This window comes from Streptomyces sp. NPDC055506 (assembly GCF_053643595.1).
The window spans coordinates 54215-68825 of the sequence record NZ_JBSHKH010000036.1; the positions used below are offsets into that span (position 1 = coordinate 54215).

Consider the following 14611-nt stretch of genomic DNA (forward strand, 5'->3'; position numbering starts at 1 on the left):
TTGACTGATATTTCGAACACCATCTGTCATTACGAACGCCGAAAAGGTAAGGGTGTGTCACGGGGAGGTCAACGGGTCTGACGGGACGAAGACGGGCGGCAGTCGCCGATTTTCTGTTATCGGCCGCTCTCCCCCACGTCTCCGCTCATGTGCGCAGCCTCACCCACACCACAGCAGCGGCCCTGGGCGTCCTCGCGGCGGTCGCGTCCCTCGTCACCGCTCCCCCGGCGGCGGCCGCCGGTCCCCGGGACGTCACGAACGCCGTGCTCGCCGGCCGGGACGTGACGCTCACCGGTGACACGGCGGTCACCGTGCCGCCCGGGACGACGAGGTACGACGGCGTGTTCCGGGGTGAGGGCACGCTCACCGTGCGTGGCAGCGGAACACTGATCCTCACCAGGGACAGCGACTTCACGCTGCCCCGCTCCCGGCAGCGGCAGACCGTGCGGACGCTCGGCGGCAACCACCCGTATGTGACCGTGGCCCGCCCGGACCCGCCCGCGATCACCGTGGAGCGTGGGGCGACGCTCCAGTACGGCGACGGCGGCACGTCCGGGCTCATCGGCCATTTCCCCTACGGCACCCCGGCGTTCCGGCTCAACCAGGACAACATCCGGGTCGACGGCACCCTGCGGCTCGCCCTGAAGAGCGCCTACAACCTGGGCACCATCAGCGGCTCCGGGCTGATCACCCAGCCGCGTTTCCTCTGGGGCACCTGGGACCTGTCGGGGACCCACTCCTTCTCCGGGGTGATCGACAACGGCACACAGGCGAACGCCGGCCGGCCGGAGTACGCGACCTCGCTGCCCCGCGTGCGCAAGATCCTCAACCAGGGCACCTGGACGGTCGACACCCCGCTGGGGCGGACCGTCACCATGGGCATGGACTTCTACCAGCGCGAGTACGGCAGCGACATCAACGTCCAGTCGCGGCCGGGCAGCGAGGTCGTCCTGGCCGGGCAGTACAGCTGGTCGGACCGGGACGGCGACACCGACCCCTCGCTCAGCGACCCCGCCCTGAACTGGACGCCCGCCCGCAAGAACGTCAACAAGCGCGGCACCAACATCAAGGGCGCGAACGTCCGGTGGGGCGACGGCACCACGAACAAGATTTTCATGCCGGGCACCGCGGAAACCGTGTACATCAACCTCCTCGCGGCCCGGGAGCGTTCGAAGCTCACCTTCGACTACAACGGCCCCGTGACGCTCGGCGCCCCCATCGGCGGCGGCCGGTTCCACGACACGCTCTCCGCCCCCGGCGCCGGCGACATCGTCATCGCCGGAACCCCCGGCAACGACGTCACCTTCGCGGCCGTCCAGTACTACGACGGCTCCACCACGGTCGAGAAGGGCGCGGTCCTGCGCCTGGGCAGCGGCCAACGGGGCGGCGACGGCGGCCTGTACACGCGAGGCGCCCGCTCCGAGGTCGTCAACAACGGCTCGCTCGTCCTGCGTAACACGGACAGGCCTCTCACCCTGTCCCGCGTCGGCGGCAGCGGCTCGCTCACGCAGTCGGGCGCGGCCACGACGACACTGACGGGCGGCTCGGTGACGTACACCGGGACGACCACGGTCTCCAGGGGCACGCTGGCCCTGCGCCGGGGCGCCACGCTCGCGCGGAGCAAGGCGATCCGGCTCACTTCGGCCGGAGCCCGGCTGGACCCGGGCGGGGCGGGCCTGCACATCTCGACCTCTCTCACCGGCAAGGGCACCGTCCGAGGGGCGGTCACCAACGAAGGAACCATCACGACCGGGCTCACCGTCGACGGCGCCTACACGCAGGGCGCGAAAGGCTCCCTGCTCCTGCGGGACAAACCGCTGAAGGTGACGGGCGCGGTACGGCTGTCCGGAGAGCTCGACGTGTCGGCCGCCCGCGGTCGGCCCACTCGTGTGATCCCCGTGCTCGACAACCGGGGCCGCTCCGAGCCCTCGGGAACCTTCACCGGTCTGAAGGAGGGCGCCCGCCTGAAGCTGGCCGGCACCGCCTACCGCATCAGCTACCGCGCCGGTGACGGCAACGACGTCGCCCTGACAGCGGTCAGCGCCGCCCCGAGCCCGTCCCCCACCGCGCCCGGCCCGCCCGCATCCGACGCGGTGACGCCGCGCAGCGCCGGCGCGTCGGAGAACGTCGGCTTCGGCTGGTGGCCCTACGCGCTCGGACTGGCCCTCGTCGTCAGCCTCGCCGTACCGATGGCCACGCGACGCGGGCGGGGCCGGCGGCGCGGCGGCCGGCACACGGGCCGTGCGCGGCAGTGAGGTTCACACCTCGGACTCGCCCCACAGCGTGACGGCCGCCTCGTCGCCGACCGAGACCTTGCCGGGCCGGAGCACCGCGTACTTCGTGCCGAAGGCGATGCCGCCCTCGGACGCCCGCCGGTAGGCGGCGAGGGTGCGCAGGGGTTCCGGGCCCGCCCTGGTTCCGGAGTGCTGGTCGACCAGGGTGACCGCGCAGCGGATGGCGAGCTTCCCATACCCCAGTTCGGTGTCGCCGATGCGGATGCGGTGGGCGCGGTCCTCGGTGTGGGGGTCGTCCCAGCCGTCGAGCACGAGGTTGGGGCGGAAGCGGTCCATGGGCAGCGGGCGTGCACCGCGCTCGGCCAGTCTCCGGTTGAGCAGGCCGAGGGTGGAGCGGGAGATGACGTGCAGGGCGCAGCTGTCGGCGTATCCGGAGGTGCCGGGTGTCATGCCGTCGGTCACCCGGTCGTGCTCCGGCGGTACGCGCACGAGCCGGCTCGGGGCGCCGAGCACGTCCGAGAGCCAGGCGGCTGCCGCATCGCCCTGGTCGATGCCCTGGTAGGGGGTGCCGAACAGGTCGACCTGCTGCCGGGGGCCGGAGGTGTCCACCCGGAGGTGGAGGGCCTCCAGTCCTGGTGCCCGGAGCGTGAGTCGCGACCCGTCGGCGGTGATGGCGGGCCGGACGAGGGCCAGCCTGGGGTCCCGCCGCTGCGTCCGGTACACGCCCTCCTCGCTGACGACCATGAAGCTGCGGTCGTGTGCCAGTCCGGCGGGGGTCAGCAGCGCCTCCTGGACCTGTGTCCCGGCGCACCCCTTGAGGGGGTAGTACGTCAACTCGACCACACGGGCCATGATTTTCTTTCCCTCCTGCTGCCTGCCTGCCGTCAGCGTCCGCTGGGTGCCTCGGGAAAGCCGAGTCGGGGAGCCAGCAGCCGTGCCTCGGCCGCCCAGTCGGCGAGGAAGGCGAGGGTCAGGCCGCGTTCGCGGTAGCGGAGTGCGGCGGGGACGGTGCCCGTGCCGCCGTACCCGACCTGCTCGTCGTCGGCCCGGGCCAGCATCAGCGCGGTGAGCCAGTCGTACTTCACCGCGGAGGCGCACACACCGAGCCGTACGAGTCGTTCGTCGCCGTGCCAGCCGCTCTCGCGCAGGCCGTGCACATAGGCGTCATAGGCCGCCTTGGCCAGGCCGGGGAGATCGGCGGCGGGGACGAACAGGTCGAAGACGGAGTCGGGGAGGTAGTTGCCGAGGTCCTCGCCGAGCGCGCCGTCGCCGGCGAACGCCCAGTCGACCAGGACGCTGTCGCGGCCGTCGGAGCGGACGTTGGCCGGCCACTGGTCGAGGTGGCAGAAGGTGCGGGGCAGGGACTCCATGACCGTGAGGAACCACTCGCGGTCGTGGTGGAGGCGGACCATGTCCGCGCGCAGGCCCGCCGGGAAGTGCTCCCGGACCAGGGGGTGACGCCAAGCCTCGTCGTCGTCGAGCAGGTCCTGGCCCGTCGTCTTGCCGGTCGTGTAGTCGCGCAGGAAGCGCTGGGACAGCCACGGCTGGTCCTCCCCCGCCCCCACCGCGCCCTGTGCGGCGCCGAGCCGGTGGGCGTGCTCGACGTGCCGGGCGAGCGGCCAGGCCGTCGCGGGTGCGCCGGGCACGTCCTCCAGCCACAGCGCCACATCGCCGTCGGGGCGTTCGACACAGGCCAGCAGCCGGGGCGCGCGGATGCCGTGCCGCCGCCAGACCTGGGCGAGCCCGGACCCGTAGACGTACGCCTCGCGGCGCCAGAAGTTCCAGTGCCGGGGGTCGTTGGAGGCGGACCAGGCGACGCTGGTCTCCTTCGTCCGCGTCAGCACCTTCAGAACGGCCGAGCGGTCGCCGGCCGTGACCCGCCACACTCCGGCCGTGACGCCGTTGTGCGGGTTGTGCGTGAGCGGCTCGAACACCGCCCTCCCGGCCGGGACTCCCAGGACCTCACGGATTTCGGCATCAGCGACAGCGACCTCGGGCATCCCCCGATGCTATGCCGAGGCCGCCGCCGTGTCCTTGCGTCCCCTGAGCCACACGTACACGGGAATCCCGGCGAACAGGAACAGCACGCCCTGGTAGACGGCCGCGTATCCGGCCCCGGCGATCAGCCAGAAGGAGAAGCCGAAGGAGAGGACGGCGACGACCAGGTCACGGGCGAGTCCCGCGGGGCGATGGGGGCCCCTCCCGCTCGAGCGAAGCCGAGAGTGGGGGAGTTCGCGGGTGCCGCGTGCCAGCCAGTACAACTGGGCCGCCGCCGACAGCAGATACGGCACGCAGCCGGTGAACGTGGTGATCAGGACGAGGACGCGGAAGGTGGTGTCCGGGCCGGCCGTGTAGTTCAGGGCGATGAGGAGCGTGCCGAGGACCGCGCAGGCCCACACGCCGAAGCCGGGGACGCCGCCCTTGCCCAGCCGCGCGAACGGCGCCGGGAAGAGACCGTCGCGGGCGGCGGCGTACGGCATCTGCGCGGCCATGAGGATCCAGCCGTTGAGGCAGCCGGTGATCGAGGCGACGGCGACCAGGGCGATGGCGGTGCCGCCCCAGGAGCTGCCGGTGACGGCGTTGACGGCGTCGGCGAACGGGGCGCCCGAGTCGACGAGCCGGTCGTGCGGGACCAGTCCGAAGACGGCGACCGTGCCGAGGATGTAGACCAGGGCCGAGGCCAGGGTGCCGAGGACGCTCGCCCGGCCGACCGTGCGCTCCGGGTCGCGGACCTCGCCCGCGCTGACGGCGGCCGACTCGACCCCGAGGAAGCTGTACAGCAGCAGCGCGGCGGAGGCGGCCAGCGCCCCCGAGACGCTCTGTCCGGAGGCGTTGAACGGGCCGAAGTTGTCCGCGTCGACGAAGAACAGGCCGATCGTGGCGAGCAGGAGCAGCGGTACGAACTTCAGGATCGTCGAGACGACCTGCACCGTGCCGACCCACCGGGTGCCCGCGAAGTTCGCCGCGGCGGGCAGCCACAGGGCGGCCATGGCTACGGCGGCCTGCAGGGCGTGGTTGCCGTGCAGGGGTATCAGGACGTCGACGTAGCCGACGACCGCGACGGCCAGGGCGGCGATGCTGACCCAGCACATCGTCCAGTAGGACCAGGCCGACAGGAACCCGGCGAACTCGCCGAACGCGTCACGCGGGTAGACGTAGAGCCCGCCGGTGACCGGGCTTCGCCGGGCCAGCTTGCCGAAGAGCAGCGCGAGCGCCACGGCTCCCACCGAGAGCACGACGAACGCGAGCAGGCTGATCGTGCCGTAGGGCGCGACGGTGGCGGGCAGGGCGAAGATGCCGCCGCCGATGATGTTGCCCATGACGAGGGCCGTGGCGGCGGCGAGGCCGAAGGTGCGGCGGGGAGCGGGGGCCGCCGCGGTGGCCGGTTCGGCCGACTCGGCGGGCTCGGCGGCCTCGGTGGGGCTGGGGACGGTCATGAGGGTTCCTGTTACAAGCGGAGGGGGAGGGTCCTGATCGTAACCGCCATCCCACATGGTGGTCGATCTGTTCATGTGCTGGACACAATCGGCTGGGGTCCGGGGCCGGATCTCGATTACGGTCGTTCGTATGACGAGCACCATCACCCTCGCCGAAGCCCTCGCCGCCGGAACGGTCGTCCTCGACGGCGGCATGTCCAACCAGCTCGAATCGGCCGGGCACGACCTGAGCGACGAACTGTGGTCGGCGCGGCTGCTCGCCGAACAGCCGGAGGCGATCACCGAGGCGCATCTGGCCTACTTCCGGGCGGGCGCGGACGTGGCGATCACCGCCAGCTACCAGGCCACGTTCGAGGGCTTCGGAAAGCGCGGGATCGGCCACGACCGGGCGGCCGAACTCATGGCGCTCAGCGTGGAGTCGGCACGGGAGGCGGCTCGCCGGGCGCGTGTCTCCCGGCCCCTGTGGGTGGCGGCCTCGGCGGGGCCCTACGGTGCGATGCTCGCGGACGGCTCGGAGTACCGGGGCCGCTACGGGCTCACGGTCGACGAACTGGAGCGTTTCCACCGCCCGAGGCTGGAGGTGCTGGCGGCGGCTCGCCCCGACGTCCTCGCACTGGAGACGGTCCCGGACGCCGACGAGGCCGCCGCGCTGCTGCGGGCGGTGCGCGGGCTCGGGGTGCCGGCCTGGCTGACGTACTCCGTCGCCGGCGGCCGCACGCGTGCCGGGCAGCCGCTGGAGGAGGCCTTCGCCCTGGCCGCCGACGCGGACGAGGTCATCGCGGTCGGCGTGAACTGCTGCGCGCCCGAGGACGTGGACGCCGCCGCCTCGACCGCGGCCCGGGTCACCGGCAAGCCGGTGGTCGTCTACCCCAACAGCGGCGAGACCTGGGACGCCGAGGCCCGCGCCTGGACCGGACGTTCGAGGTTCACGGCCGGCCAGGTGACGGGATGGCAGCAGGCCGGTGCCCGGCTGATCGGCGGCTGCTGCCGGGTGGGGCCGGAGGCGATCTCGGGGATCGCGGGAACGCTGGGCCTGGCCTAAAGGCCCGCGTGCCCGCGAAGTCCCGCCGCGCCTGCCCGCGAGGCCCCGCCTGCCCGCGAGGCCCGGCACCGGTCCGCGCACACCCCTCCTCCCCGTCCTGCTGCGCTGCTAGCCTCCGCATGGGAACCGGTTGCCATGGTGTTGCCGCAGGTGCCCGGGAGAGACGAGGCAGGCATGACGAGGAAGAGCGGGGACGCGAGCCGCAGCACCATCCGTGACGTGGCGCTGCGCGCGGGCGTCTCGGCGTCGACGGTGTCCCGGGTGCTGGGCGGCGTGTATCCGGTGAGCGCGGCGACGCGCGGGAGCGTGATGCGGGCGGTCCGTGAGCTGGACTATGTGGCCGACGCGAGGGCGAAGGCGATCGCGGGTGTCGGCACGCCCACCCTCGCCTTCGTGCTGGAGGACATCACCGGCCCGTCGTTCGCGCACATGGCCCACGGCGTGGAACGCGAGGCGACCCGGCTCGGCCATCTCTGCCTGGTGTGCAGCACGGAGGGCGATGTCCGGCAGGAGCTGGAGTTCGTCGAGATGATGCGTGCCCAGCGGGCCGCCGCGGTGATCCTGGTCGGCGGCAGCGCCGACACCCCCGAGTACCGCGAACGCACCCATCGCATGGCGGACTCCCTCGCCTCGGCCGGTTCCCGCCTGGTCCTGTGCGGCCGGCCGCCGCTGGACCCCGGCGCCCCGGTGACGGTCATCGAGTACGACAACGAGGGCGGCGCCTACACCCTGGTCGCCCATGTGCTCGCCCAGGGGCACCGCCGGGTGCTGTTCCTCGGCGGCCGGGCGGACCACACCACGGCCCTGGGCCGCGAACGCGGTTACCTCGCCGCGCACCGGGCCCGCGGCCTCACCCCCGACGAGTCCCTCGTCCTGCACGGCGACTTCACGCGGGACGCGGGCCACCGCCTGATGCGGCAGGCGCTCGAGGACGACCTCGGCTTCACGGCCGTCGTGGCCGCCACCGACATGGTCGCGGCGGGCGCCCTCACCGCCCTGCACGAGGCGGGCCTGTCCGTCCCGGGCGACGTCTCCCTCGCCGGCTACGACGACATCCCCTTCGCCCGCGATCTGCACCCCGCACTGACGACGGTCCACGTCCCTTACGAGGAACTGGGCCGTCTCGCCGTCCGCACGGCCCTCGAACGCGCCCCGGGCGCCGCGGACGAGCACCTGCTGCTGGGCACGCACGTGGTGGTACGCGATTCGGTGGGCCCGCCCCCGGATCGGTAACTCCCGGGGGACATACCGCTGTTGTCGAAACCCCGGTCGGGGCGGAGAATCTCAAGACCCTCCGCGCCGACCGCGGACGGCGCTGGTGGCGGCGCGGCCACTGAGGGACGCGCGCGCCGAGTTCGCGGAGGCCTGCCGGGGCGCTACGCCTGCGACGTCGCGGCGGGCGCGGAGGCGGGAACCGGCGATGCCGGGGCCCCGCGCCCGTGCTGGGAGTACGACAGGACGCCGGTGAGGACGATCCTGAGGACCTCGCGCAGTTCGATGTGGAGGGGCACGCGCCCGCCCGGGTCCTGTGACCAGCGGTAGAGCAGGCCCAGATAGGAATCACGGAGGATGTTGCCGACCCGCATCGGGTCGATGTCGAAGCTGACCTCCCCGCGCTGGCGGCCGGCTTCGATGATGTTGGCGAAGACCTGGCCAGCGTAGGGCTCCTCGAGGAGGGGCTGCCCGGCCTTCACCCAGGCCTGGAGCATGGCGGCGGTGATCTCGCGCTCGGACTCGTTGAACTCCGCCAGCGCCGCCATGCACCGCTCCAGATGCACCGTCACATCGTCGTTGCGGGACTTCATCGACTCTTCCATCGCCAGCTCCAGGCGCCGCTTCCGGGCCTCGGCCCACGCGGTGACCAGGTCTTCCTTGCGCTGGAAGTAGTTGAAGAAGGTGCCCCGGGCCACGTCGGCGTGCTCGGCGATCTGGTCGATCGTGGTGCCGTCGTAGCCCTGCTCCGCGAAGAGGGTCAGGGCGGATGTGTAGATGCGGTCCCGCACCCGCTGCTTGCTGCGCTCTCTGCGCCCGAGGGGGCGGGCAGGTTCAGAGGCCATGTGCTTCCTCGCCTTCTCACGTCGTTGTGCGGGCTCCCCCTGGCCCCCAAAAATTATACCACGGTACATCTATGAGTCATGGTCTTGGTTTGCCATGACGTCAGGGCCCGGACGCCACGGAAGCGGCGATCACACCGATGGGTTCGCGGCCCAGCAGCCGGGTGGCGGGTATGTCGACACCCGCCGTGCGGTGCAGTCGCACCCTGAGCTCGGTCGCCAGCAGGGAGTCCAGCCCCAGGGTCCGCAGCGGCCTGCGGGGATCGAGCCGGGTCGCCGAGAGGCCGAGCACGGTGGCGGCCTGCTTCAGGACGTCGTCGGCGGCGAGACCGGGCCCGGGGGCGGCGATCGCGGGCGGGGCGGTCGTCGCGGCGGGAGCCGGTGCCGGGTCTTCTGCCGCCCTGACCGCGTCGGGCGCCTCGCGGGCGGGGCCGACCGCTCGCTCGCGCAGGCGTATGTCACGGAACTCCGCGATCAGATGGCCGTCCTCGGCCGTCAGCCACACATCGCAGCGGGCGTCGTCCGTACCGTCGCCGGGCGTGAAGCGGGCCACGCACCAGTGGTCCCGGCCGACCGCCTCCTCGTCCCGGACCAGGACGCGGCCGAAGGACACCGGCACATAGCCGTCCGGCCTCCCCCCTGCGCCCGTGGAGTGCGGCCACGCGGCGAGCATCGTCAGAAGCCCGGCCTCGAGTCCGGTCGCCCCCGCCCCGGCGCGGCGCATGCGGGCCACCGATTCGCCTTCGGAGCACCACAGTTGGGCCACGGTGCGCAGCGAGGCGTCGACGGTGTAGCCGCGGCCCTGGGCGCGGCGGTAGAACTCGCCCGCCGGCACGTACGAGGTGCACCGGGTCAGGCCGGCGTCCAGCAGCTCCCCGCCCTGCCGCTCCGCCGCTCCGCTCCCGCCGGCCGCGCGGAACCTGCCCGTCATACACAGCTCGCCGTCCCGGGCGCCGTCCGTGGTGCGCGCCACGGTGACGGTGAACACGAAGGTCCCCTCCCGCGCGGCCGGCGCCAGGCTCACACGTACCGCGGCGTCGCGCGCCCGCTCCAGTTCCAGGGGCCGGCTCCCGAACTCGACGTCCTCCAGCACTCCTTCACCGCATGACGCGATGCCGCTCGCCGCCCGCAGGACGGCCTTGAAGTAGAGCACCGGCGGTACGGCGGCCGCGCCGCCTCGGGTGCGGACGCTCTCCCCGAGGTCGTCAAGGCCCAGCTCGCGCAGCTCGATCTCGCGTACGTGCTCGGCCGGCCCGGCGGGCGTCGCTGCGGGAGCAGGGTCCTTCCTGAACTGTTCCTGGTCCCAGGCGTACGTCGGCAGCGGGACGTGGGGTGCGGTCCCCTGGAAGAAGCGGCCGAAGTCGACGCGTCCGCCGTGCGAGAAGAGCTGCCCGAGCGCCCGGGTGATGTTCTCGCCGTCGTCCTGGTGGCGCTTGAGGGTGGCCACGGCGGCGGGTGCGGCGCCCTGCTCCGCGAGGACCGCCGCGACGGACTGGACGAGGATCGGATGTGGGCCGACCTCCAGGAACACCGTCTCCTCCTTGGCGGCCGCCCGCACGGCCTCGACGAAGCGCACCCGCTCGCGAAGGTTGTCCACCCAGTAGGCGGCGTCCAGCTCGGGTCCCTCGACCGGCTCGCAGCGGGTGGTGGAGAACATCGCGGTGCGGGCGGGCAGCGGGGCGAGGTGGGCGAGTGCGGCGGCCAGGTCGTCCCGCAGTTCCGCCATGTACGGGGAGTGGGAGGCCACGTTGACCTTGACGTGCCGGCTCTGCACCCCTTCGGCCTCGAGGCGTTCGGCGATGCGCCGCAGAGCGCGGGCGTCCCCGGCGAGGACCGTACTCCTCGGGGCGTTCTCCGCCGCGACGCACACCGCGTCGCCGTAGGGCGCCACGACGTCCGCCGCGGTCAGCGCGTCGAGTTCGACGGCGAGCATGGCACCGCGCCCCGCCAGCCGCTGCATCAGGGAGCTGCGCCGGCAGATGACCGAGGCGGCGTCCCTGAGCGACAGCGCACCGCAGACCTGGGCGGTGGCCACCTCGCCCATGCTGTGCCCGATGGCGAGGCCGGGGTCGACCCCCTTGGCGCGCAGGAGCGCGGCCAGCGACACCTGCATGGCCCACAGCAGGGGCTGCACCACCGCGACGTCGTCGGGGAGTTCCGGCGGTGGGTCCTCGCCCTCGCCGGTCAGCAGGCGGATGACCGACCACCCCAGTTCCTCCCGGACGGCGGTGTCGCATTCGGTCAGGGTCTGCCGGAACACCGCTTCGGAGGCGAGCAGGTGGCGCCCCATCCCGAGCCATTGCGAGCCCTGCCCGGGAAAGACGAAGGCGATCCTGCGGTCGCCCGCGAAACCGGCGTCGGCCGTCCCTCCGTCCGGGGTCTCCTCGCCCGCGGCCAGGGCGCGCAGAGCGGCGGCGAGTTCGTCATGGGTGCGGCCGACGGCCCACAGGCGGTGGGGGTGGGGGTCACGGCGCGTCGCGGCGGCGTGGCAGATGTCGCGCAGCGCGAAGGCACGCCCCTCGGCGCCCTCCAGGAAGGCGGCGTAGCGCGCGGCGAGTCGGCCGAGGGCCTCCGGAGTGCGGGCACTGAGCAGCAGCAACCGCGGTTCCTCACCGGCCGGGGCGGCCGGTTCCGGTATCGGCTCGTGGGCCGGTTCGGGCACGTACTCGCCGACGATCACATGGGCGTTGGTGCCGGAGAGGCCGAAGGAACTGACGCCCAGGAGCGCGGCCCGGCCGCCGGGCACGAGCGGGGTGTTGCGCGAGACGAGTTCGAGGGGGGTGCTGCCCCCGGCCAGGGCGGGGTGCGGTGTGCGCAGATGCAGTGATGCGGGGATGGTGCGGTGCCGGGCGATGAGCACGGTCTTGATCAGGCCCGCGATCCCGGCGGCGGCTTCGGCGTGCCCGATGTTGGTCTTGACGGAACCGATGAGCAGCGGGCGGGACCGCTCTCCCGCTGTCTCCTCGTCCAATACCTCGGCTAGGGCGCGCAGTTCGACGTCGTCCCCGACCGGAGTGCCGGTGCCGTGCGCTTCCACGTAGTCGAGCTGGTCCGGGGTGATGCCGGCGCTCCGGCAGGCGGAGCGGATCATCTCGGTCTGTCCGGACACGGCGGGCTGGAGCAACATGCCGCTGCCCTGGCCGTCGTTGGTGACGGCACTTCCCCGCAGTACGGCGAGGATCCGGTCACCGTCGCGCAGCGCGTCGGGCAGGCGCTTGAGCAGGACCGTCCCCACTCCTTCGCTGCGCACGAAGCCGTCACCCGAGGCGTCGGCGAACTTGCAGCGCCCGTCGGGAGCGAGCATGCCGCCCTGGGAGTAGGTGACGGCGTCGGACGGTGAGAGCACGGCGTTGACTCCCGCGGCGACGGCCATGTCGCTCTCTCCGGTCAGCAGGCTCTGCCGGGCGAGATGCACGGCCACCAGGGACGAGGAGCACGCGGTGTCGACCACCAGGCTGGGGCCCCGCAGATCGAGGGCGAAGGAGAGGCGCCCCGCGGTCATCGTCCGCAGCCGGCTGCCCGCCATGCCGTGCACGTCCTGGAACCCCTCGGACTCCGCCAGGTCTCCGTACTCGGCGGTCGCCTGTCCCACGAACACGCCGGTACGGCTGCCCGCCAGCGAGGACGGGAGGATGTGCGCGTCCTCCAGCGCTTCCCAGACCACCTGGAGGAGAACCCGCTGCTGAGGGTCCATGGCCAGCGCCTCGCGCGGGGCGATGCCGAAGAAGGCGGCGTCGAAGCCGTACAGATCGTCGATGAACCCGCCGTGCCGCGAGACGGTCGTGCCCGGTTCACCGGGTTGTGCGGAGTGGTACCGCTCTACGTTGAACCGGTCCTCCGGTACGGGCGTGACGGCGTCGGTGTTGGCTTCGAGCAGTTGCCGGAACTCACGCACCCCACGCGCTCCGGGAAATCTGCATCCCATCCCGACGATCGCGATTTCGGGCATGCCGCCTTGCTGCACCAGGTCCCCCCTAAGTGATGTGGTGTCAGGATCCAAAAGTACACCAGAGACCAAGTTTGACTCCCGGTCGACTCCGTTAACACTGGGAGACGATCGCGCTACGGGCGACTTTTTGCCCGCTTCGTAAGGTTGGTGACCTGCCGTTACCTCCCGTAGGGCGCCGCACCCGCGAACGACACGGGTAGAAACATGGGCTACAGTCCATTGATAAACCGCTACACAGAAGCTCAGGAGGAGGACGGATGATCGCCAGAGTGCTGGGTCCCCTGCGCGTGACCATGAACGGTGTGTCGGTGGTCCCCACGGCGCTGAAGGCAAGGAAGCTCCTCGCCGTGCTCATCCTGAACCGGGGGCGTGTGGTGCAGCGGGCCGCCATCGAGCGCGAACTGTGGGGCCTCGACGTGCCCATGAGCGCCTCGACGGGCATCCAGAACTGCGTCATGCAGATCCGCAAGAGCATCGGCCGCGCCGTCGACGGCGGGCCCTCGGCCCGTCTCCCCAAGGAGACGCTGATCACCGAGGCCACCGGTTACCGGCTCGAGGTCCCCGGCGAACAGTTCGACATCGTCGGCTACCACCGGCTCGTCTCGGCGGCGGGAGAGGCGGAGGCCAGGGGCGACCTGTCCCAGGCGTCGGCCCAGCTGAACAACGCGCTCAAGCTGTGGCGGGACGCGCCCCTGGCCGATGTGCCGGCCGGGCCCGTGCTGCACCCGCACGTGCTACGGCTGGAGGAGGACCGCAAGGCGGTGCTGAGCCAGCGCGTCGGCCTGGACCTGCGGTTGCGCCGCTACGCCGAGGTGATCGGCGAACTGCACGCCCTCGTGGCCCTCAATCCCTACGACGAGGTGCTGCACGAGTACCTGATGCTGGCGCTGTACCTCTCCGGGCGCCGCAACGACGCGCTGGCGGCCTATCAGGGCCTGCGTGCCGCGCTGACAGACGGGATCGGCCTGGAGCCCTCGCACCGGCTGCGTCGCCTCCAGCAGCAGATCCTGAACTGTGACGACGCGTTGGAGCACACCTTCCTGGACGACCGCTCACCCCACCTTGTCGGGGCGTAGCGGCCCCGCCAGGTGAGCGGCCGTCAGGGTCGCCACGAGCTCTTCGAGCAGGACGCCCTGACCATACGGGGTGAAGGGGAAGAAGTGCCCGCCCTCGGCGAGCCGGGCACGGAACGGGCCCGAGGTGAAGCGGGCCCACAGCGGCAGCACGCCCGGCGGGACGAGCGGGTCGTCCGTGCCGGCCAGCGCGGTCACCGGCACGGTGAGCCGGAGGGGCTCCACGGCGCGCAGCGCGTCCCGCGCGAGTGCGAGGTCATGGGCCAGGACCTGCCGCGCCGGGCTGAGCGACGTATCGCGCAGGGCGTCGGCGGGCAGCCGGTGGGTCGCCAGGATCTCCGCCAACTCGGCTGTGGATCCCGGGTGTTCCGGGCGCGGTCGGCTTCGGGCGCCCGGTTGGGAACAGCTCACGACCACGCCGTCGCAGCGCGCGGCGCCCGCATGGGCGACGGCGAGCGCGAGCAGCCCGCCCAGACTGTGCCCGTAGAAGACGGTGGGGACGGGGGCGAGGTCGCGCAGTCCGCGGCCGATGCCCGACACGGCGGCGGTTACGGTCGTACGGGGTGCGAGGCCCGCGCGCCGCTCCCGTCCGGGCAGCGTGACGCCCACCACCTCCACCGTGTCCGGCAGTCCGGCCAGGACGCTCGAGTAGCGCTGCGGGCCCGCGCCGGCGTGCGGGAAGACGACGAGGCGGCTGTCGCGCCGTGCCGAGGGGCGCAGCACGTGCGTCCAGTCGTCGGAGTGGGGAAGCATGCTCATTCCTTGGCGGGTCGGCGCGGTGGTCACGCAGGACGCGGGCTCTCCGGGCCGGGAGCGTGTTCC

Annotated in this window: 10 protein-coding genes; 4 read left to right on the plus strand and 6 right to left on the minus strand. The window is 72.4% G+C overall.

What is annotated here, in order from left to right:
- The first annotated feature begins 149 nt into the window (after nt 1–149).
- Entirely contained in the window at nt 150–2255 is a 2106-nt protein-coding gene (locus ACWIF2_RS16495) for an autotransporter-associated beta strand repeat-containing protein (protein WP_454361081.1), read from the plus strand.
- 3 nt (nt 2256–2258) lie between these two features.
- On the opposite strand, the gene ACWIF2_RS16500 is transcribed toward ACWIF2_RS16495, so the two are convergent.
- From ACWIF2_RS16500 to ACWIF2_RS16510, 3 genes are read right to left on the minus strand one after another with little or no spacing between them, the layout of a single operon-like run.
- The gene (locus ACWIF2_RS16500) at nt 2259–3086 is read right to left on the minus strand and encodes an MOSC domain-containing protein (RefSeq protein ID WP_454361082.1); all 828 of its coding nucleotides are present in this window, start codon (nt 3084–3086) and stop codon (nt 2259–2261) included.
- Between the two features lie 32 nt (nt 3087–3118).
- Nucleotides 3119–4234 carry an aminoglycoside phosphotransferase gene (locus tag ACWIF2_RS16505; RefSeq protein WP_454361083.1) on the minus strand — a complete coding sequence of 372 codons (1116 nt, stop codon included), beginning with the start codon at nt 4232–4234 and terminating at the stop codon, nt 3119–3121.
- A 9-nt stretch (nt 4235–4243) separates the two neighbouring features.
- Nucleotides 4244–5671 (minus strand): amino acid permease, encoded by a 1428-nt coding sequence (locus ACWIF2_RS16510; protein ID WP_454361084.1) that lies wholly within the window; start codon nt 5669–5671, stop codon nt 4244–4246.
- A 130-nt stretch (nt 5672–5801) separates the two neighbouring features.
- Here ACWIF2_RS16510 and mmuM point away from each other — a divergent pair, with 130 nt between their 5' ends.
- Nucleotides 5802–6713, plus strand: coding sequence for a homocysteine S-methyltransferase (mmuM, locus tag ACWIF2_RS16515; RefSeq protein ID WP_454361085.1), 912 nt, complete (start codon nt 5802–5804; stop codon nt 6711–6713).
- 174 nt (nt 6714–6887) lie between these two features.
- Nucleotides 6888–7946, plus strand: coding sequence for a LacI family DNA-binding transcriptional regulator (locus ACWIF2_RS16520; RefSeq protein WP_454361086.1), 1059 nt, complete (start codon nt 6888–6890; stop codon nt 7944–7946).
- 143 nt (nt 7947–8089) lie between these two features.
- On the opposite strand, the gene ACWIF2_RS16525 is transcribed toward ACWIF2_RS16520, so the two are convergent.
- Both ACWIF2_RS16525 and ACWIF2_RS16530 read right to left on the minus strand, forming a co-directional pair.
- Nucleotides 8090–8770 carry a TetR/AcrR family transcriptional regulator gene (locus ACWIF2_RS16525; RefSeq protein ID WP_454361087.1) on the minus strand — a complete coding sequence of 227 codons (681 nt, stop codon included), beginning with the start codon at nt 8768–8770 and terminating at the stop codon, nt 8090–8092.
- Between the two features lie 100 nt (nt 8771–8870).
- Nucleotides 8871–12716: a type I polyketide synthase gene (locus tag ACWIF2_RS16530; RefSeq protein ID WP_454361088.1), complete on the minus strand. Its 3846-nt coding sequence runs from the start codon at nt 12714–12716 to the stop codon at nt 8871–8873.
- 257 nt (nt 12717–12973) lie between these two features.
- On the opposite strand from ACWIF2_RS16530, the gene ACWIF2_RS16535 reads away from it, so the two are divergent.
- Nucleotides 12974–13792 (plus strand): AfsR/SARP family transcriptional regulator, encoded by an 819-nt coding sequence (locus ACWIF2_RS16535; protein ID WP_454361089.1) that lies wholly within the window; start codon nt 12974–12976, stop codon nt 13790–13792.
- Here the strand turns inward: ACWIF2_RS16535 and ACWIF2_RS16540 are convergent.
- The gene (locus tag ACWIF2_RS16540; RefSeq protein ID WP_454361090.1) at nt 13769–14542 is read right to left on the minus strand and encodes a thioesterase II family protein; all 774 of its coding nucleotides are present in this window, start codon (nt 14540–14542) and stop codon (nt 13769–13771) included. The two genes, ACWIF2_RS16535 and ACWIF2_RS16540, sit on opposite strands and share 24 nt — an antisense overlap.
- Between the last annotated feature and the right edge of the window lie 69 nt (nt 14543–14611).